Genomic DNA, 17663 nt, shown 5'->3' with positions numbered 1-17663 from the left:
ATCGGAGCGCCCAACGGCCTACGGTTAGGGCTCACAGAGTCAGCACGCCTGCAGGAGACCCATGGCCACCGGCTTCACCATGCCCGCCCCGGATTACGAGCTCAGCCCCATCACGGGTTGGACCCGGGAGCACTGGGTCGCGTTCGCGGACCAGCAGCTGCTCGCTGTGCGCCCCTACTTTTCCCCACGGAAGGCCCTGGTCCGGCTGAACGGCCGCCCGTCGTCGTCGGGTGATTTATCCGACGCCATGGAGGGCTTCGCCAGGACGTTCATGCTGGCAGCGTTCCGGGTGGCGGGGGAGCAGGGCGACGATCCCCACGGCCACCTTGACCTTTATCGTGCGGGCCTCCTGGAGGGCACGCGGCCGGGTAGTCCTGAAGCGTGGCTACCCATTCGTGACCGCTCCCAGCCGATAGTGGAGGCTGCGTCCATTGTGCTGGGCCTGCAGCTGACCAAACCTTGGCTATGGGACACGCTGTCCGGGAAAGAGCAGGCCCAAGTGGCTGATTGGCTGCAGGGTTCCTCGAGGAGCGTCTGCGTAGACAACAATTGGGTGCTTTTCCAAGTGCTGATCGCCGAGTTCCTGGCTGGTGCCGGCCTGGAGCACAACGCGGCACAGATCGATCATGGCCTGAAGCGCCTTGAAGACTGGTACGTCGGCGATGGGTGGTACCGGGACGGTGATAACGATGGCACGGGCGATTTCTTCGACTATTACTGCGGCTGGGCCCTCCATCTCTATCCGGTTTTGTGGTCGGAGTTTGCAGCCCACCGGCACCCGGAAGCCGAAGCCAGGTCCGAGATCTACAGGGCCCGGCTCGCCGAGTTCCTGGACCACCATCCGAGCTTTTTCGGCGGGAACGGCGCTCCGGTTTTCCAGGGCCGCTCACTGATCTACCGCTACGCCGCCGTGGCTCCCGTTTTCCTCGGGGAGGCCATCTGCGCGACGCCCCTTAACCCCGGCCAGAGTCGCCGGATTGCCAGCGGTGCCGCAAAGTTCTTCCTCGACGGCGGAGCTTACGACGGCGGGCTTCCGTCACTTGGGTGGCTCGGCGCCTTTGACCCGATGACCCAGGAATACTCCGGCCCAGCGTCGCCGTACTGGACCTCCAAGGCGTTCGTGGGACTCCTCCTTCCGGCCGATCACCCGGTGTGGACGGCCGTCGAAGAGCCCTCGCCCTTGGAATCCATGGATGCCGTGCGGCACTCGGTTGGCCCCAATTACTTGCTCCACTCAACGGCTGCGGACGGCATCGCGCGCGTGCTCAACCACGGGAGCGACAAATACTACGCGCCCGGCCCGGACGACCCCCACTACCGTCGTCTCGCCTATTCGAGCCACACCGCGCCGCTCTTCACGGAGGACCCCGTGGACAACCACTTCGCAGTCCTCGATGCCACCGGGACGCCCAGCCGCCGCGCCAGGATCCACCGCCTCAAGGCCGGGCAAGGTCAGGCAGCCAGCTGGCACGCGCCGGTGTGGAACGACGCGGACGATCCCGCCGATTCGCCATGGCGTGTTGCAACCGGGACAGCCGCCACCGCCGGATATGAGTTGAGGATTCACGCGGTTGAGGCGCCTGACGCGCTCGGACTGCGTGTGCGCGACGGCGGCTATGCGCTCGCGGGAGTGCTGCCGCCCGGGCTTCATGATGGAGTGCTCAGCGTCGACGGACTCCATGCCCGCATGTGGCCGCTGTTCGGATACTCAGGCAGTGGGACTTTCCGCGCCGAGGGTGTGTCGCCGCTCGGCCCGCATGCCGCTTGTGGATATGTGGAGGGGCAGCTGACAGGCCGTCGCAGCATTTTCGCCTCCCTCGCGTACGTGGGAGGCAAGGCACCCGGGGCGGTTCCTGCCGCCGTCGTAATTGACGACGACGGAGGTCGCGTTAGCGGGCATGTCACCCTCTCGAGCGGGCAACAACTCCAAGTCACGTTCGCCTTCTGAACGCGGTGTTCCCGCCCCCCTATTCCTGGGCCGCTATTCCTGGGCCCGGGGGAATCTTGACTGAATCTTGAGATGACCCGGCGTCCTTCTTGAGGGCCCCGTCCCATGGTTGAACTATCAGCCAATGGAGCTGATGGGAACTTTCAGGAAGGACCACCGAAATGCCTGACCAGATCGCAGCCACGCCCCTGAATACCGGTGCTGCACATGTGAAGTCCGATCCCCTCGGCGGCTCCGCGGAGGCTGGCGCCCATGGAAGCGAAGTCCTCGGCCAGAACCGTGCGGTCACTACCGTCCGCGAGCAGTTTAACCCTTTGGGTGTGGGGCTTCGGAGCATCTGGCCGCAGTCGGTGTGTGGTTTTTAGCAGCGTTCGAGTGGCACCATGGTGACAGGTCACAAAATAATAAGGAGGCTTGTCATCAAAGAGGAGATGAAGAAGGCCGCTGATGTGGCCGAGGATGCCTCGAATTCACGTGCTCTGGAGATTCTTGCCCGGGCTGGATACGTCGTCAGCGGCCTGCTGCACCTGCTTATCGGGGCCATTGCGTTTCAGCTCGCCTTTGGGCGCGGTGGTGAAGCTGACGTCAGCGGGGCTGTTGCCCAGCTGGCCGCACAACCGGTGGGTCCTATCCTGCTTTGGGCGTGCTTCTGCGCCTGTGCGGCCTTGGCTCTGTGGCAACTGGGCAACGCGATCCTGGGCTACCGCAAGGAATCGGACAACAAGCTTTCCAAACGGCTGTCAGCTGTGGCCCAGGCAATCGTATTTGCCGGCCTGGCGGCCACCATCCTGTCCTTCATCCAGGGCAAGGGGCAAAATAGTCGGGAATCTGCGAGCGATGTAACTGTTGCACTCTTGAAAGCGCCATTCGGGATAGTCCTGCTTGTCGCAATTGGTGCGGGCATCATGATCACCGGCGTGGTGTTCGCCGTGCGTGGTTTCATGCGGACCTTCGAAAAGGACCTCGCACTGTCCTTCAAGGAGCCGGTCCGCAAGTTCCAGTCCGGTGTCGGCATCGTGGGCTACATTGCCAAGGGCATAGCCCTGCTGCTCGTGGGCCTGTTGGTGGTCATAGCTGCGGTTCGCGTTCAACCCGAGCAATCCACTGGCCTTGATGGGAGCTTGCGGGCCCTGAGGGAGCAGCCCTATGGGCCGTACCTTTTGGCAGCGGTTGCCGTGGGCCTGATCGCCTACGGGCTGTTCCTCATGGTGAAGGCCAAAACCCTCCGGACCTAGCCTCCACTGCGCGTTTAGGGTCGATAGTGCTTGGGTACAGCCAACGGTAGCGTCGAAAGCCGGAAATCAGACATCTGAGAAAGGCCAGAACCATGACTCAAACCGGTCCAAACCACAGCGAACAGCAAGCCAACGGGGAGCAGGGGGACCATCGCCTCACCTCCGCACCCAAGGATCCCCGCAGCGGATACCACTCCGATGAATTTCCCCAGCAGGAACAGGAACAGCCTGGCCTGACCAAGCCTTTGAATCCCCAGCCCGATCATGGCGAGTCCAGCTATGTAGGGCACGGCCGCCTCCAGGGCAAAAAGGCCCTGATCACGGGCGGTGATTCAGGCATCGGTGCTGCTGTAGCCATTGCGTATGCCCGCGAGGGAGCCGACGTCGCCATCAGCTACCTGCCGGAGGAAGAGGAAGACGCGAAGTCGACGGCGGAATGGATCCGTGAGTGCGGAGCGCAGGCAGTGCTGATGCCAGGCGATGCGCGCGAGGAAAAGTTCGCGGCGGAGATCGTGGAGCGCACGGTGCAGGAGTTGGGCGGCCTTAACGTCGTCGTCCTGAACGCCGCGTACCAAAAGAACCGTGAGGGGTTGGAGACCATCCCCACCGAGGAATTCGACCGCGTCTTCAAAACCAACCTGTACTCGCTGATCTGGACAGCACAGGCCGCGATTCCGCATCTCCGCCCCGGAGCGTCGATCATTGTCACGGCGTCCATCCAGGCCTTTAATCCTTCTGCCCAACTTGTGGACTATGCCATGACGAAGGCTGCCCAAGTAGCCTTTACCAAAGCCATGGCCGAGGAACTCGGCCCGAAGGGAATCCGCGTTAACGCCGTGGCCCCAGGCCCGATTTGGACACCGTTGATCCCCGCCACGGAATGGCCCGACAAGCTTCCAACGTTCGGCCAGGACACGCCGCTGGGCCGTGCCGGGCAACCTGCGGAGCTGGCGCCCGCTTATGTGCTCCTCGCTTCTGATGAAGGCTCATACATTTCAGGCGCTGTGCTTCCCGTGACCGGCGGCAAGGGCCTCTGATCCAAGACAAGGGAGGGGTATGCGCATGATTGCCGTGCTGGTCATCGACATGCAGAACGCCTTTTTCGAAGAACCTGCCCTGAAACGTCGACAGGAAGAAGTAGTCGCGGCTTGCAACTCACTGACCAGCGCAGCGCGGGAGGCAGGTGCAAACGTCCTCTTGGTAGGTACCCAGCATGAGCGGGACAAGTCCACGTGGAGCCTGAACATGCTGGACGATGACCAAGGCTTCATCTTCAGGGAGAGTGAGCAGGCCGCGTTCGTTCCGGGCCTCGTTACGGCCGACTTTCCACAGATGGTGAAAACGCGGGACAGCGCCTTCATGGGCACCGACTTGGGGATGCGCCTCCGGAACTGGGGCGTGGACACCGTCATTCTGGCCGGAGTCTCTGCCCACAACTGCATTGCGCAGACAGCCGCTGATGCTTTCGCACATAACATCCGGGTGATTTACGCGGCCGATGCCATTGCAACAGAGAACCCGGAGGCTGCCGAAGCAGTCCTCCGGGTTCTTACCCGTGAATATCGCCAGCGGGTCTTGCCGCTTGACGAGGCGCTGAAGCTTCTCAAGGACCCCTAAGGATGGCCCGATCCGGAAGCTTCGTCATCCGGTTCGGACGAGAACGGCCTGTCTTCGGGGGTGTCTTCCGTGTTGCTTTCATCGAGCTCCGCGTCCGCGGACGGCACGGTCTTCTCGGCGTAGTCACCTTCGGTGTAGTCCCCGCCAGCATCTTTCTTCAGGGCATCAGGCGATGCGCCGGCGGCGCCATAGTCACCTTCTGAGTATTGGCCCTCGAGATCGTCCTGGTTGGTGTTGGGCGTGGTTTCGTCAGCCATGGTGGGTCCGGCGTCCTCCTGTGGCCAGGCCGTAAATCAGCAGGACGATAATGGATCCGCCGATGGCCAGGAGCCATGTCCGAATGGCGAAGAATTCTGTCAGTCCCTCGCCGAAGATCAGGCCGCCGATCCAGCCGCCCAAGAGGGCGCCAACGACGCCCAGCAGCAAGGTAACCAACCAGCCGCCTCCCTGGCGGCCCGGAAGAATAAGCTTTGCGATAGCACCAGCCAAAAGGCCGAGCAAAAGAAAACCAAAGAAACCCATTTTTGCTCCTACTTTCTTGTTGATGGAAATTCCATGAACTCGTGAAGCGGTTCAGTTCATCGGTTGTCAGTTCCAGCGGTTAAGCGCTGCAACAGAACCACGTGAGGCCCAGCGGAATATGGGGCGGGACGTTTTTTGCAAACGTCGATTAAATTGTTAAATGCAGCCAAAAGCACTCCTGTCCGCACGCCTGTCCACCGGGCCGGACCGTGGTCCTACAACAGCAACGCTAGCGGGTCCCGGGAACAACAGCAAGTAACCTGACTATTTTGCCGCTTGTAGCCCTTTGCCCCGCGAACTGAGGTGGTATGACGTTGAAATCCGCTACTTGTAGCTACTTGTCGCCGAAGGCGTCCTTCGCGGCGTCCTTAACTTTCTCGCCAGCCTGCTTCACGTTGGCCGACGCTTGCTCGCCCGCGCCCTCGGCCTGGAGGTCCCTGTCGCCGGTCGCTTCGCCGGTCTTTTCCTTGACCTTGCCGGCCGCTTCTTCCGCAGCATTCTTGATCTTGTCATCCAGTCCCATGGTTTTCACTCCTCGGGTTGCGATGTGGTTGCCGCCTGCGGGTTTTCCGCTGGTTGGCATTAAAGTTTAGTCCTCTTTTTCAATTCAGCAAATGATCGTTAACCGACCATCCCTGAATGTGCGCGTGACAGCGGGTGGTGGCCGGACTAGTGTCGTAGGAATAGCACCTCGAAAGGAGTTGATCCTGTGAAAGGGAAAGCATTGTTCGCCGCCGGCGTCGCTGTCGGCTATGTGTGGGGGTCCAAGTCCTGGCCGGAGGTGTACCGGCGCGTTCGCGGAGGCGCCCAAAAGGTCTGGAAGAACCCGGAAGTTCAAGAGAACGTCCATCAGGCCACCGAGGCCGTCCAGGAAACAGTCCCTGACATCCTGGATAACCTCTACGCTGCGGGCAGAAAGTTCCTGGAGAGGGCCGAGGCGATGTTTCCGGGCATTTTGGAGTCCAAGTCCGGGCCACATAGCGGCTCCAGCACCGGCTCCACTGCCTCTTCTCCTACCACTGGTTCCACCTCAACTGGTTCCACCTCAACGCCGCCAGTCAGGCCGGATGTAGTCTCCGATCCTGCGCTCGATGACACCACGGGAAGCGATTGGACGGACGAGGGCGGTGCCGCGCCAGAAGGGCCAGCGACCAACACGCCGCCCAAGCCCTGACCTCCGCAAGGTTCCTGCCCAACGGCAGGGCCGTCCGACGTCGAGCGTTAAGTGGCGCGCTCGACGACTGACAGGATGGCTTCGCCCAACTCATGTGGCTTGGTGAACTGCGGCCAATGTCCCGTGGGCAGGTCAACGTAATCGACGTCCCGGATGCGTGCGAGTTCCGCCGTGAACGGGTGCCCGGCGTCCATCCATTCCTGAAGCAGCGACGACGGGAACTGGCAGGTGATGATGGTGGCCGGGACGTCATAGCGCCGTACGTCGTGAAGATGTTGTTGGTCGAAGGCGACGCCTTTGGGTTCCGGGATGGCCCGTGCGCGGAAGGCTTCCTTGAGGTCATCGGTCAGGTCGATGAGGTCGGCGTCCTCGAAGCCTTCCCATGGGGGTAGCGGGATTTCGTCGCCGTCATCGGGCAGTTCATCATTGATCACGCCGCCCTCACCGAGTGGGCCGCTGTCCACATAGATGGCGCGGTCCACGCGGTCCGGCCGGGCGTCAACGACGCCGTGGATGATAGCGCCGCCGCCTGAGTGGCCTACCAGAACCACCGTGCCGGAGAGGGAATCCACCTTCTCCACCACGGCGTCGATGTGCGTGCGAAGGCCAATTCCGGCGCGTGGAGCGTCAACAGCCTCCAGGCCGGGAAGCGTGAGGGGGTGAACCGAGTGCCCAGCCGCCACAAGAGGCGGCGTCACCTCGTCCCACGATGAAGCGTCCAACCAGAAACCGGGTACCAGGATGATGTCCATGCGGGTACCCTACGGGAGTCCACGCGAAGGATGCACTCATTTTGAAACTTATTCCCGGCCCGTCAGTTTCTCCAGGGGGCGTGCCAGTGCCATGGCGCGCGATTCCGGCGGGCTGCATGTTGGCAAACCTGCACGCCCCTTCTGATTAACCCAACTAACTGTTGCGAGTCAGTTGGGTTGAAAAAGGGGGTTGACGTCTTTCTGATCGAAGGTCATAGTTATCGTATACGATTTCGTACTCGATAAATGTTCGATCAGGAGGAGGCGCCGTGACACTGGAGTTCCGGACCCAGGAAGTCAGCCAGGACATGCTGGCCCGCACCCGCAAAGTCATTGCCGTCCACATCAATTACCCCAGCCGCGCGGCCCAGCGCGGACGCACCCCGGAGCAGCCTTCGTACTTCCTGAAGCCTCCGTCTTCACTGGCACTTGGTTCCGCGGAGGCTCCCGGAACCGTTGAGCGCCCGGCTGGTTGCGAACTGCTCGGCTACGAAGGCGAGATCGCCCTGATCATCGGCAAGTCCGCCCGTCGCGTGGGTCTCGAAGACGCATGGAGCCACGTCGAATGGGTTACCGCGAGTAACGACCTCGGCGTCTACGATCTCCGCTACGCGGACAAGGGCTCCAACGTTCGGTCAAAGGGCGGCGACGGCTTCACGCCCGTTGGCCCCGCTTTGATCCCCGCTGACGCGGTTGATCCCGCAGCCCTGCGGATCCGCACGTGGCACAACAGCGACCTCGTCCAGGACGACACCACCGAGGACCTGCTCTTCCCCTTCGCGCAGCTTGTCGCGGACCTCTCCCAGCTGCTAACGCTCGAAGAGGGCGACATCATCCTCACCGGCACCCCGGCGGGCGCTTCCGTTGCCAAGCCGGGTGACGTCGTCGAAATTGAGGTCACCGGAGGCGACTTCAGCAGCGGCCGTCTGGCCACCAAAGTAACGGAAGGTACGACGCCGTTCGCGGACTTTGGTGCCCAGCCCAAGACTGATGACACCCAGCGGGAGGAGGCCTACGGATCGCGGGAAGCTGCTGGTTTGGCGCCTGCTGCGAGTGTGCTTTCGCCCGCGTTGAAAGCGAAGCTGGAAAGTGTCGCGACCGCTACCCTTTCTTCCCAGATGCGCAAGCGTGGACTGAACAACGTGAGCATCGACGGCCTGCAGGCCACCCGCCCGGACCGCAAAGTGGTGGGCCTCGCCCGCACCCTGCGTTACGTGCCTAATCGCGAGGATCTGTTCAAGACCCACGGTGGCGGGTTCAATGCACAGAAGCGCGCCATCGATTCCGTGAACGAGGGCGAAATCCTTGTCATGGAAGCCCGCGGCGAAAAGGGCACCGGCACGGTAGGCGACATCCTCGCGCTGCGTGCCCAGGTGCGCGGCGCTGCCGCCATCATCACCGACGGCGGCGTGCGCGACTACTCGGCCGTGGCCGACCTGGAGATGCCGACCTACTTCGCGAATCCACACCCGGCAGTGCTGGGCCGCCGGCACATTCCTTGGGACACGGACATCACTATCGCGTGCGGCGGCGCCACGGTTCAACCGGGGGACATCATCGTGGCCGACTCGGACGGCATCCTGGTGATCCCGCCAGCCATCGCCGAGGAACTCGTGGAGGACTGCATCCAGCAGGAAAAAGAAGAGACGTTCATCTTCCAGATGGTCCAGGAAGGCAACAGCGTCGACGGACTTTACCCGATGAACAAGGAATGGCAGGCCAAGTTTGCCGAGTGGCAGAGCCGGCAAGGAGCCCAAGGTGACTGAAACCGCCGTCGAAAGCGCCGCCGCCCAAAGCAAGTCCCAGCAGGCGTATGCCGCCGTGAAGGCGAGGATCGTGGAGGGCACGTACACGCCGGGTTACCGGCTGGTGCTTGCCAAAATCGCAGAGGACCTGGGCTTCAGCGTCGTTCCCGTGCGGGAAGCGATCCGCCGACTGGAAGCCGAAGGGCTGGTGAAGTTCGAGCGAAACGTGGGAGCCACGGTCTCCGGCATCGACCCCACCGAGTACCTCTACACGATGCAGACGCTGAGCATCGTGGAGGGTGCCGCCACGGCGCTGTCCGCTCCGCTGATCGATTCCGTGTCCATTGCCCGGGCCCGTGCGGTGAACGAGGAGATGCGCGAGTGCCTGGAGCACTTCGATCCCGTCCGCTTCACGGCGCTCAATCAGGACTTCCACAGCGTCCTGTTTGAACACTGCCCCAATCCGCACATTCTGGACCTCGTTCACCGGGGATGGAACCGCCTGGCGTCCCTGAGGTCCTCCACGTTCCGGTTCGTTCCCGGCCGCGCCCAGGAATCGGTGCGCGAACACGAGGAGCTGCTTCAGCTCATCGAGTCTGGAGCAGACGCCGACACGATCGAACACGCCGCCCGCCGGCACCGCGCTGCCACCCTCGACGCATACCTGGCACAAGCAAATCAGTAAGACAACACAGTTAGGACTTCAACGATGACGACCCCTGTAGAAACAACAGCAAAGCATTACGTACCTGAGAACCTGCCTACGCACATCCAGCACTTCATCAACGGTGAGTTCGTTGACTCGGTGTCGGGCAAGACCTTCGATGTCCTGGACCCCGTGTCCAACCAGAATTACGCCACTGCTGCGGCTGGCCAGAAGGAAGACATCGACCTCGCCGTCGCCGCCGCCCGCGAAGCGTTCGTCAACGGCCCGTGGCCGAAGATGAAGCCGCGCGAACGCGCCCGCGTGCTGAACAGAATCGCCGACGCCGTGGAGACGCAGGAGGAGCGCCTCGCGGAGCTGGAGACCTTTGATACGGGCCTGCCGATCACCCAGGCCAAGGGGCAGGCGTTGCGTTCAGCTGAGAACTTCCGCTTCTTCGCGGACCTGATCGTGGCACAGTTCGACGACGCCATGAAGGTCCCGGGGTCGCAGATCAATTACGTGAACCGCAAGCCGATCGGCGTCGCCGGCCTGATCACTCCGTGGAACACCCCGTTCATGCTCGAGTCCTGGAAGCTCGCCCCGGCCCTCGCCACCGGCAACACCGTGGTGCTCAAGCCTGCCGAGTTCACGCCGCTCTCTGCCTCGCTGTGGGCGACCATCTTCAAGGATGCCGGCCTGCCGGACGGTGTGTTCAACCTGGTCAACGGCCTGGGCGAGGAAGCCGGCGACGCACTTGTGAAGCACCCGGACGTGCCACTGATCTCCTTCACTGGCGAGACCACCACGGGCCAGACGATCTTCCGCAACGCCGCAGCCAACCTCAAGGGTCTGTCCATGGAACTCGGTGGTAAGTCCCCGTGTGTCGTGTTCGCTGACGCCGACCTGGATGCAGCGATCGACTCCGCCCTGTTCGGTGTGTTCTCGCTCAACGGCGAGCGCTGCACGGCTGGCTCCCGTATCCTCGTCGAGCGCGCTATCTACGACGAATTCTGCGAAAAGTACGCCGCCCGGGCCAAGAACATCGTGGTAGGTGACCCACACGATCCCAAAACCCAGGTCGGCGCGTTGGTCCACCCGGAGCACTACGAAAAGGTGGCATCGTACGTGGAGATCGGCAAGTCCGAAGGCCGGCTGCTGGCCGGTGGCGGCCGCCCGGAGCATCTCCCCGAAGGCAACTACATCGCACCCACGGTGTTTGCCGACGTCGCGCCTGACGCGCGCATCTTCCAGGAGGAAATCTTCGGTCCCGTCGTGGCCATCACCCCGTTCGAGAACGACGACGAAGCGCTCGCCTTGGCGAACAACACCAAGTACGGCCTGGCGGCCTACATCTGGACGCAGAACCTGACGCGGGCCCACAACTTCTCGCAGAACGTCGAGGCCGGCATGGTGTGGCTCAACAGCCACAACGTCCGCGACCTGCGTACCCCGTTCGGCGGCGTCAAGGCTTCTGGCCTTGGCCACGAGGGTGGCTACCGCTCGATCGACTTCTACACCGACCAGCAGGCCGTGCACATCACGCTCGGTTCAGTCCACACGCCCAAGTTCGGCGCCTAGTCCTACCCTTTCAACGAAGAGAGATCATCATGAGCAACCCATTCACCGGCCCCATCCCCACCCCAACAGTTCCCGCTCCGGACATCGTTCGCTGCGCCTACCTGGAACTGGTGGTCACGGACCTGGCCAAGTCCCGCGCGTTCTACGTAGACCTGCTCGGCCTGCATGTCACCGAAGAGGACGAGAACACCATCTACCTGCGCTCCTTCGAGGAGTTCATCCACCACAACCTGGTCCTGCGCAAGGGCCCGGTTGCCGCTGCTGCCGCCTTCGCGTACCGCGTGAAGTCCCCGGCAGAAGTGGACGCCGCCGAGGCGTACTACCGCGAACTGGGCTGCCGGGTTGAGCGCCGGAAGGAAGGCTTCACCAAGGGCGTGGGCGATTCCGTCCGCGTGGAGGATCCGCTGGGCTTCCCGTATGAGTTCTTCTACGAGGTGGATCACGTTGAGCGCCTGACTCAGCGCTATGACCTCTACTCCGCCGGAGAGCTGGTCCGCCTGGACCACTTCAACCAGGTCACCCCGGACGTCCCGCGTGGCCGCAAGTACCTGGAGGACCTCGGCTTCCGCGTCTCGGAGGACATCAAGGATTCCGACGGCGTCACCTACGCCGCGTGGATGCACCGGAAGCAGACCGTGCACGATACCGCCCTGACCGGCGGCAACGGCCCGCGCCTGCACCACATCGCCTTCTCCACGCACGAGAAGCACAACATCATCCAGATTTGCGACAAGATGGGTGCCCTGCGCATCTCCGACAGGATCGAACGTGGACCCGGGCGCCACGGCGTGTCCAACGCGTTCTACCTTTACATCCTGGATCCGGATGGCCACCGCGTGGAGATCTACACCCAGGACTACTACACCGGCGATCCCGACAACCCCACGGTCACCTGGGACGTCCACGACAACCAGCGCCGCGACTGGTGGGGCAACCCCGTGGTTCCCTCCTGGTACACGGAGGCCTCCCTGGTCCTGGACCTGGACGGCAACCCGCAGCCCGTGATCGAGCGGGAAGAGAAGTCCGAAATGGCCGTCACCGTGGGCGCCGACGGGTTCTCCTACACCCGCCCCGAAGGCGCCGCAGGCGTGGCCGCTGAAGGCTTCAAGTTGGGAGCCCAGGTCTAAACCATGTTGGACGCGAAGACGATCGAAGCCATTGCCGACGAACTGCTCGAGGCCGGCCGGAACCGCAAACCGGTGCCGCGCCTCACCGCCCGCTACCCCGATATGACGGTGGAGGATTCCTACGCCGTGCAGCAGTTGTGGCGGCGCCGGAACGAGGAAGCCGGGCGCACGTTGGTGGGGCGCAAGATCGGCCTCACGTCCAAAGCCATGCAGGCCGCCACGGGCATCACCGAGCCGGACTACGGTGCGATTTTCGACGACATGGTCCTCGAAACCGGGTGCTCAGTGCAGTGGGACAAGTACACGCACCCGCGGGTGGAGGTGGAGTTGGCCTTCGTGCTGAAGGACGGGCTCAAGGGTCCGGGCTGCACGATCTTCGATGTCCTCAACGCCACCGACTACGTGGTTCCGGCCCTCGAAATCCTGGACTCCAGGATCGAAATGGAGGGCCGGACCATCGTGGACACCATCTCGGACAACGCCGCGATGGGCGCCATGGTGGTGGGCGGCCGCCCGGTGCGGCCCGACGCCGTCGACCTCCGCTGGGTGTCCGCGATCCTGTACAAAAACCAGACCGTGGAAGAGACCGGAGTGGCCGCCGGAGTGCTGGATCACCCGGCCAACGGGGTGCACTGGCTGGCCAACAAAATCGCCGCGCACGGGGACTCGATGAAGGCTGGAGATATCATCCTGGCGGGCTCGTTTACCAGGCCCCTGTGGGTGTACAAAGGTGATACCGTACACGCGGACTACGGACCCTTGGGAGTCGTGACATGCAATTTCGACTGAGCCCCACCTTCTATTCGGCCCTATCGGAGGCTGGCCGTCCGTTAGCTGGCATGTGGGTTTGTTCCGGTAGTCCGCTGGTGGCTGAAGTCTGCGCGGGTTCCGGGCTGGACTGGCTATTGATCGACGCCGAGCACAGCCCCAATGGCCTCGAATCGATCCTTGCGCAGCTCCACGCTGTGAGTGGTTACCCCATTCAGGCCATGGTCCGGCCGCCGGTCAACGACACCGTGGTCATCAAGCAATACCTGGACCTTGGGGTGCAGAACCTCCTGATTCCCATGGTGAATTCCGCTTTCGAGGCCGCGTCCGCAGTGGCAGCCGTCCGCTATCCGCCGCTGGGCGTTCGTGGTGTGGGTTCCGCTCTGGCCAGGGCTTCGCGCTGGAACCGGGTTCCGGACTACCTGGCTGCCGCTTCGGAATCGATCAGCCTCACAGTGCAAATCGAATCCGAGGCAGCGGCTTCGGCAGTGGAGGAAATCCTGGCCGTCGACGGCGTGGACGGCATCTTCCTGGGCCCCTCGGACCTCGCAGCTTCCATGGGTTTGCTGGGACAGCAGGAAAATCCCTTGGTGAGGGCCGTCGTCGAGCATTGCCTCGAAGCCGCCAAAGCGGCGGGCAAGCCAGCCGGCGTCAACGCCTTCAACCCGGACACTGCCCGCGCCTATCTCGACGCCGGTGCCTCCTTTGTGCTGGTGGGCGCCGATGTCGCGGTTCTGGCCCGGGCGTCGGAAGGGTTCGCTTCGACGTTCATTCCCGTGTCCGAAACGGCGGAGCGCGACAGCTACTGACCCACCCAACTGAGTCGCACTTAAGCGCGTTTACAGGCCTCAAAACGCGCTTAACTGCGACTTAGTTGGGTGCGGCGGGGGTGTCTTTCCGCGCCATGTACCACTCCGTGAATTCGCGGGCCCGGCCGTCCTCTGCGAAACGGATGACCCAGAGGTTGTCATAGGTGGGCTCGTCGTTGAGGTAGGTGGTCACGGCTTGGACGAAAGCCGTGTCCCCATCTTGGCCAAGGAGCGTCCACTCGAACGTCCAATCATCGGGTCTATCACCAGCGTCCGTCCATGCCTTCACGATTTCTTGGTGGCCGTTCCACGGTGATTCGCTGTTCGGCCGATCATGGTAGATGGCGTCCTCGGTGAACAATGCCCGGATGTCATCGGGATCGTTCGAGGTCCACGCGCGTATGTATTGGCTCATCCAGGAGTTCACGTCGCTCATTCCTCCGTTCTACCCTCCACCACCCGTGGGTTCAACGATGTCCTGCGGGGTAAGTGGGAAGCCTTCTACGCTGACCGGGCGAGGCCACGGCTGGACCGGCGGATGTGGTCCTGTGTCAGTCCAGTCAGCGAGGCAAGTTCAAGGTCGTCGCAGGCCTGGGTTTGCAAAGCCATGACAATCAAAGCTTCGCGGCGTTCCGTGATCTGGTCGCGGTGCCTTTCTGCCGCCTTCAACTCCTCGCTCTTGGCCTTCAATGCGTCGAGTTGTGCGTTGCGGGGGAGCCCGCTCGCATGGAGGTCGTCATAAGCCAAGCCGATGGTCCGTACAGCCCGAACATTTTCACCTGTCACCGCCGAGACGGTTGCCAACGTGAGCCCATCCTCCAAGGCCTGGGCGATCATCTCGTTCCGGGCCGCGGTCAGTGTGCGGATCGCGCTGGACGCATGGGAGAGGAGTTGCCGATGGGCGGCGAGGGCGCGCGTGATCCTGGCGTGCTCCCCCTTAACCGCAGCCTGTGGCCCCGCGGGTGTTCTGGCGCGATACGTGTACCGCCCGGTGCCTGACCGGCCTGAAACGGAAACGGTTGTTGCTCGCATTGGCTCCCTTTCCGACGATTGGCGAACACTTCTGAGCTATGAATCTAGGCTGCGTTCACTGAGCCACGGAAATACCAAAACCGAGTGAACCCATAAGCAAAGTGCATGGAAGCAGGTCATAAGGGTCCCTTATTGATCCACGCACATTAGGTCTTATCCACAGCGCCCGCGGATCCCTAGTCTCGAAAAAGGGGATACGCGAATCCGCGCGTCCTGAGTTCCACATTCCTGGAGGAGACATGTCCGACTACATGCCGGCGTCGAGGGTCACCCGCATCAAGTCCTCAGCCAGCGTTGCGGCCGCTGCCCGCGTCCGCGAACTGAAAGCTGAAGGCATCCCGATCATCGACCTGACCGTCGGCGAGCCGGACTTCGACACCCCGGACCACATCAAGGCCGCAGCCATCGAGGCGATCAACGCCGGAGAGACCAAGTACACCTCGGTGACCGGCACGCCCGAGTTGCAGACCGCCATCCTGCGCAAGGTCGAAAGCCACAGTGGCCACCATTACGAGCGAAACCAGCTGACCATCGGCGGCGGCGCCAAGCAGGTCCTCTACGTTGCGCTCATGGCCTCGCTCAACGAAGGCGACGAAGTGATCGTTCCCGCGCCGTACTGGGTTTCCTACCCAGACATGGTCCTGGCCAACGATGGCACCCCGGTGATCGTTCCTTGCGGCGAAGATACAGGCTTTAAGCTGACCCCCGCTGCCCTGGAAAAAGCCATCACGCCCAAGACCAAGTGGCTTATCCTCAACGCGCCGTCCAACCCGACAGGCGCCGTTTACTCCCGCGAGGAACTACAGGCACTCGGAGCGGTCCTCGAGGAGCACCCGCACGTCTTCATCCTCACCGACGAGATCTACGACGAAATCCACTTCGGCGATGGCCGCGTCACCAGCCTGGTCACGGCAGCCCCGGCTCTCAAGGACCGCATCCTGCTGGTCAACGGTGTGTCCAAGGCGTACGCCATGACTGGCTGGCGCCTCGGCTACGGCGTGGGACCCGCGCCGCTTATCGCGGCCATGAACAAACTGCAGTCCCAGACGTCGTCGTGCCCCTCGTCGATTAGCCAGGCTGCAGCAACAGCGGCGCTGAATGGCGATCAGTCATTCGTCCGCGACAGTGTGGAGGTTTACCGCAAACGCCGGGACGCCGCCGTCGAAGGTCTCAACGCCATCAACGGACTGTCCGTCGCTCCAGCGGACGGTGCCTTCTACGCGTACGTGAACTGCTCGGGCGTCATCGGTAAGACCACGCCAAGCGGCAACGTCATCGAGAACGACCAGGACTTCACGCTCTACCTGCTGGACGCCGCTCGCGTGGCCGTCATCCAGGGCTCGGCCTACGGCCTGGGGCCCTACTTCCGGATCTCCTTCGCCACTTCGCTGGAGACCATCAACGCCGGCGTGGACTCGATCCGCGACGCCGTCAACGCACTGTCCTAAGCCCCACAGAAAGATCCCTCAAATGATCCACGTTAAGACCAAGTTCGAGCGGCCTGATGCAGACGTCGTCAGCCGCCTCGCTGCCTTTTCCTCAGCGACCATCCACGAAGCACAGGGCCGCCGCGGTGCCTTGAGCTCCAGGATCAAACCGATCGACCGCTCCATGTCCTTCTGCGGCCCGGCTGTTACGGTCTCTTGTGCCCCGCAGGACAACCTGATGCTCCAGGTTGCCATCCACTATGCACAGGCCGGCGACGTCGTCCTGGTCGGGGCGCAGGAAATGACCGAGGCCGGCACGTTCGGCGACGTCCTGGGCAACGCCATGAAGGCCAAGGGCATCGCCGCGATGGTCACCGATTCCGGCGTGCGCGATACCCAGGACCTGATCGAACTCGGCCTGCCTGTGTTCTCCGGCAGCGTCAGCATCAAAGGCACGGTCAAGGAAACCCTCGGCCCGATCAACCACCCCATCGTCTTCGGCGACGAAATCATCTACCCGGGCGATATCCTCCGCGGTGACGCCGACGGCGTGGTGGTTGTCCGTCGCGAGGAGGCCGAGGAAGTCATCGCGCTGTCCCAGGCCCGTGACGACCACGAGCGAGAACTCATCAAGCTGTACCACGATGGCGGCAACACCATCGAGCTCTGCGGCCTGACGGAGAAGCTCAAGGAGAAGGGCCTCCTGGTCGAAGACTAACCATCCGCGAAGGGCCGGTCGCGCGCCTGAAAGGCGTTGCGGCCGGCCCTTTCCTGACTCCGCGCCCCGGGTTCTTGACTCCGCAATCGGACGGGCTCGGGCGGCGCTCGTGCGGCGCTCGGGCATGGGAAAGGCGCCTTGCCAGTGGCAGGGCGCCTTAGGGTGCTGCAGCTTTTGTTGGTGTACGACGGCGGCTGGCCGGGTTTCCCCGGCCTGACGCTCTAGTCGAGTCCGGAGTGTCCGGGACGGGTGTCCACCAGGTGCCATTCGATGCTGCTGCCGGCGTGGGCGGGCATCAGGCTTCCTTCGAAGACGAACAATGGTTCACCAATGCCACCGATCGGACGCCAAAAACCATTCCGTGGGCAGTGAAATCCGGTTCGTGCGCTGATCGTTCCGCGGGTTGGATTCGAAACCCATCCGGCTGTGCTGATCTTTTTCACCGTTTTTTCCTTTGAACTTGCCCGCGGAATCCGTGAGCTGCTTTCGAATTTCTTGCTAATTCGATATTAGGAAATTAAAGCGGCGTTGAATAAGACCAAAGTTGTCTGTCCAGATAAGGCTT

21 protein-coding genes are annotated in these 17663 nt (G+C 62.7%); 14 read left to right on the top strand and 7 right to left on the bottom strand.

The window, feature by feature from the left end:
* Window positions 1–61: 61 nt before the first annotated feature.
* The 5 genes from ACZ5G6_RS22260 to ACZ5G6_RS22240 all read left to right on the top strand — a co-directional run bounded on the left by ACZ5G6_RS22260 (window position 62) and on the right by ACZ5G6_RS22240 (window position 4800).
* The gene (locus ACZ5G6_RS22260) at window positions 62–1948 is read left to right on the top strand and encodes a DUF2264 domain-containing protein (RefSeq protein ID WP_498688210.1); all 1887 of its coding nucleotides are present in this window, start codon (window positions 62–64) and stop codon (window positions 1946–1948) included.
* A gap of 161 nt (window positions 1949–2109) precedes the next feature.
* Entirely contained in the window at window positions 2110–2313 is a 204-nt protein-coding gene (locus tag ACZ5G6_RS22255; RefSeq protein ID WP_223934958.1) for a hypothetical protein, read from the top strand.
* A 66-nt stretch (window positions 2314–2379) separates the two neighbouring features.
* Window positions 2380–3183, top strand: coding sequence for a DUF1206 domain-containing protein (locus ACZ5G6_RS22250; RefSeq protein ID WP_498688207.1), 804 nt, complete (start codon window positions 2380–2382; stop codon window positions 3181–3183).
* A gap of 92 nt (window positions 3184–3275) precedes the next feature.
* Window positions 3276–4220, top strand: a complete 945-nt coding sequence (locus tag ACZ5G6_RS22245; RefSeq protein WP_498688205.1) for an SDR family oxidoreductase — start codon at window positions 3276–3278, stop codon at window positions 4218–4220.
* Between the two features lie 25 nt (window positions 4221–4245).
* Window positions 4246–4800, top strand: coding sequence for a cysteine hydrolase family protein (locus ACZ5G6_RS22240; RefSeq protein ID WP_223937671.1), 555 nt, complete (start codon window positions 4246–4248; stop codon window positions 4798–4800).
* Here the strand turns inward: ACZ5G6_RS22240 and ACZ5G6_RS22235 are convergent.
* The 3 genes from ACZ5G6_RS22235 to ACZ5G6_RS22225 all read right to left on the bottom strand — a co-directional run bounded on the left by ACZ5G6_RS22235 (window position 4797) and on the right by ACZ5G6_RS22225 (window position 5845).
* Entirely contained in the window at window positions 4797–5057 is a 261-nt protein-coding gene (locus ACZ5G6_RS22235) for a hypothetical protein (RefSeq protein WP_498688201.1), read from the bottom strand. The two genes, ACZ5G6_RS22240 and ACZ5G6_RS22235, sit on opposite strands and share 4 nt — an antisense overlap.
* Window positions 5050–5322, bottom strand: a complete 273-nt coding sequence (locus ACZ5G6_RS22230; RefSeq protein ID WP_498688199.1) for a GlsB/YeaQ/YmgE family stress response membrane protein — start codon at window positions 5320–5322, stop codon at window positions 5050–5052. Before ACZ5G6_RS22230 ends, ACZ5G6_RS22235 begins: the two co-directional genes overlap by 8 nt.
* A 334-nt stretch (window positions 5323–5656) precedes the next feature.
* Complete coding sequence (locus ACZ5G6_RS22225) at window positions 5657–5845, bottom strand: CsbD family protein (protein WP_498691993.1); 189 nt, start codon at window positions 5843–5845, stop codon at window positions 5657–5659.
* Between the two features lie 186 nt (window positions 5846–6031).
* On the opposite strand from ACZ5G6_RS22225, the gene ACZ5G6_RS22220 reads away from it, so the two are divergent.
* Window positions 6032–6496, top strand: a complete 465-nt coding sequence (locus ACZ5G6_RS22220) for a hypothetical protein (protein WP_498688196.1) — start codon at window positions 6032–6034, stop codon at window positions 6494–6496.
* Between the two features lie 47 nt (window positions 6497–6543).
* Here the strand turns inward: ACZ5G6_RS22220 and ACZ5G6_RS22215 are convergent, their stop codons facing one another.
* The gene (locus ACZ5G6_RS22215; RefSeq protein WP_498688194.1) at window positions 6544–7248 is read right to left on the bottom strand and encodes an alpha/beta fold hydrolase; all 705 of its coding nucleotides are present in this window, start codon (window positions 7246–7248) and stop codon (window positions 6544–6546) included.
* Window positions 7249–7556: 308 nt separating this feature from the next.
* Between ACZ5G6_RS22215 and ACZ5G6_RS22210 the strand changes: the two genes are divergently transcribed.
* The 6 genes from ACZ5G6_RS22210 to ACZ5G6_RS22185 are packed head-to-tail and all read left to right on the top strand — an operon-like array spanning window position 7557 to window position 13921.
* Window positions 7557–9014 (top strand): fumarylacetoacetate hydrolase family protein, encoded by a 1458-nt coding sequence (locus tag ACZ5G6_RS22210; RefSeq protein WP_263422408.1) that lies wholly within the window; start codon window positions 7557–7559, stop codon window positions 9012–9014.
* Window positions 9007–9678, top strand: a complete 672-nt coding sequence (locus ACZ5G6_RS22205) for a GntR family transcriptional regulator (protein WP_498688193.1) — start codon at window positions 9007–9009, stop codon at window positions 9676–9678. The genes ACZ5G6_RS22210 and ACZ5G6_RS22205 overlap by 8 nt, the downstream gene beginning before the upstream one ends.
* 24 nt (window positions 9679–9702) lie before the next feature.
* Complete coding sequence (hpaE, locus tag ACZ5G6_RS22200) at window positions 9703–11217, top strand: 5-carboxymethyl-2-hydroxymuconate semialdehyde dehydrogenase (protein WP_223934949.1); 1515 nt, start codon at window positions 9703–9705, stop codon at window positions 11215–11217.
* Between the two features lie 29 nt (window positions 11218–11246).
* Window positions 11247–12344, top strand: a complete 1098-nt coding sequence (gene hpaD, locus ACZ5G6_RS22195; protein WP_223934948.1) for a 3,4-dihydroxyphenylacetate 2,3-dioxygenase — start codon at window positions 11247–11249, stop codon at window positions 12342–12344.
* Between the two features lie 3 nt (window positions 12345–12347).
* Complete coding sequence (gene hpaH, locus ACZ5G6_RS22190) at window positions 12348–13133, top strand: 2-oxo-hept-4-ene-1,7-dioate hydratase (RefSeq protein WP_223934947.1); 786 nt, start codon at window positions 12348–12350, stop codon at window positions 13131–13133.
* Window positions 13118–13921: an HpcH/HpaI aldolase family protein gene (locus ACZ5G6_RS22185; RefSeq protein ID WP_223934946.1), complete on the top strand. Its 804-nt coding sequence runs from the start codon at window positions 13118–13120 to the stop codon at window positions 13919–13921. The genes hpaH and ACZ5G6_RS22185 overlap by 16 nt, the downstream gene beginning before the upstream one ends.
* Before the next feature lie 61 nt (window positions 13922–13982).
* Here the strand turns inward: ACZ5G6_RS22185 and ACZ5G6_RS22180 are convergent, their stop codons facing one another.
* Together ACZ5G6_RS22180 and ACZ5G6_RS22175 are read right to left on the bottom strand one after the other, a co-directional pair.
* Entirely contained in the window at window positions 13983–14357 is a 375-nt protein-coding gene (locus ACZ5G6_RS22180) for a nuclear transport factor 2 family protein (RefSeq protein WP_498688189.1), read from the bottom strand.
* 65 nt (window positions 14358–14422) lie between these two features.
* Complete coding sequence (locus ACZ5G6_RS22175; RefSeq protein ID WP_223934944.1) at window positions 14423–14953, bottom strand: hypothetical protein; 531 nt, start codon at window positions 14951–14953, stop codon at window positions 14423–14425.
* Between the two features lie 239 nt (window positions 14954–15192).
* Between ACZ5G6_RS22175 and ACZ5G6_RS22170 the strand changes: the two genes are divergently transcribed.
* Window positions 15193–16401, top strand: coding sequence for an aspartate transaminase (locus tag ACZ5G6_RS22170; RefSeq protein ID WP_498688186.1), 1209 nt, complete (start codon window positions 15193–15195; stop codon window positions 16399–16401).
* A 22-nt stretch (window positions 16402–16423) separates the two neighbouring features.
* A complete protein-coding gene (locus ACZ5G6_RS22165; RefSeq protein WP_223934942.1) occupies window positions 16424–17098 on the top strand; it encodes a 4-carboxy-4-hydroxy-2-oxoadipate aldolase/oxaloacetate decarboxylase in 675 nt (224 codons plus the stop codon).
* 221 nt (window positions 17099–17319) lie between these two features.
* On the opposite strand, the gene ACZ5G6_RS22160 is transcribed toward ACZ5G6_RS22165, so the two are convergent.
* Window positions 17320–17541: a hypothetical protein gene (locus tag ACZ5G6_RS22160; RefSeq protein WP_081589161.1), complete on the bottom strand. Its 222-nt coding sequence runs from the start codon at window positions 17539–17541 to the stop codon at window positions 17320–17322.
* Between the last annotated feature and the right edge of the window lie 122 nt (window positions 17542–17663).

This window comes from Arthrobacter sp. TmtSoilC51 (assembly GCF_055388015.1).
Note: the sequence above shows the minus strand (reverse complement) of the source record. Positions and strands in the feature narration are given on the sequence as shown.

What these genes read in the sequence shown, in the direction of transcription:
- ACZ5G6_RS22250 (WP_498688207.1), top strand. Translation starts at nt 2,380, where the DNA reads ATGAAGAAGGCCGCTGATGTGGCCGAGGATGCCTCGAATTCACGTGCT.
- ACZ5G6_RS22255 (WP_223934958.1), top strand. Translation starts at nt 2,110, where the DNA reads ATGCCTGACCAGATCGCAGCCACGCCCCTGAATACCGGTGCTGCACAT.
- ACZ5G6_RS22175 (WP_223934944.1), bottom strand. Translation starts at nt 14,953, where the DNA reads ATGCGAGCAACAACCGTTTCCGTTTCAGGCCGGTCAGGCACCGGGCGG.
- hpaH (WP_223934947.1), top strand. Translation starts at nt 12,348, where the DNA reads ATGTTGGACGCGAAGACGATCGAAGCCATTGCCGACGAACTGCTCGAG.
- ACZ5G6_RS22165 (WP_223934942.1), top strand. Translation starts at nt 16,424, where the DNA reads ATGATCCACGTTAAGACCAAGTTCGAGCGGCCTGATGCAGACGTCGTC.
- ACZ5G6_RS22260 (WP_498688210.1), top strand. Translation starts at nt 62, where the DNA reads ATGGCCACCGGCTTCACCATGCCCGCCCCGGATTACGAGCTCAGCCCC.
- ACZ5G6_RS22170 (WP_498688186.1), top strand. Translation starts at nt 15,193, where the DNA reads ATGTCCGACTACATGCCGGCGTCGAGGGTCACCCGCATCAAGTCCTCA.
- ACZ5G6_RS22215 (WP_498688194.1), bottom strand. Translation starts at nt 7,248, where the DNA reads ATGGACATCATCCTGGTACCCGGTTTCTGGTTGGACGCTTCATCGTGG.
- ACZ5G6_RS22180 (WP_498688189.1), bottom strand. Translation starts at nt 14,357, where the DNA reads ATGAGCGACGTGAACTCCTGGATGAGCCAATACATACGCGCGTGGACC.
- hpaD (WP_223934948.1), top strand. Translation starts at nt 11,247, where the DNA reads ATGAGCAACCCATTCACCGGCCCCATCCCCACCCCAACAGTTCCCGCT.
- ACZ5G6_RS22210 (WP_263422408.1), top strand. Translation starts at nt 7,557, where the DNA reads ATGCTGGCCCGCACCCGCAAAGTCATTGCCGTCCACATCAATTACCCC.
- ACZ5G6_RS22240 (WP_223937671.1), top strand. Translation starts at nt 4,246, where the DNA reads ATGATTGCCGTGCTGGTCATCGACATGCAGAACGCCTTTTTCGAAGAA.
- ACZ5G6_RS22185 (WP_223934946.1), top strand. Translation starts at nt 13,118, where the DNA reads ATGCAATTTCGACTGAGCCCCACCTTCTATTCGGCCCTATCGGAGGCT.
- ACZ5G6_RS22230 (WP_498688199.1), bottom strand. Translation starts at nt 5,322, where the DNA reads ATGGGTTTCTTTGGTTTTCTTTTGCTCGGCCTTTTGGCTGGTGCTATC.
- hpaE (WP_223934949.1), top strand. Translation starts at nt 9,703, where the DNA reads ATGACGACCCCTGTAGAAACAACAGCAAAGCATTACGTACCTGAGAAC.
- ACZ5G6_RS22245 (WP_498688205.1), top strand. Translation starts at nt 3,276, where the DNA reads ATGACTCAAACCGGTCCAAACCACAGCGAACAGCAAGCCAACGGGGAG.
- ACZ5G6_RS22235 (WP_498688201.1), bottom strand. Translation starts at nt 5,057, where the DNA reads ATGGCTGACGAAACCACGCCCAACACCAACCAGGACGATCTCGAGGGC.
- ACZ5G6_RS22225 (WP_498691993.1), bottom strand. Translation starts at nt 5,845, where the DNA reads ATGGGACTGGATGACAAGATCAAGAATGCTGCGGAAGAAGCGGCCGGC.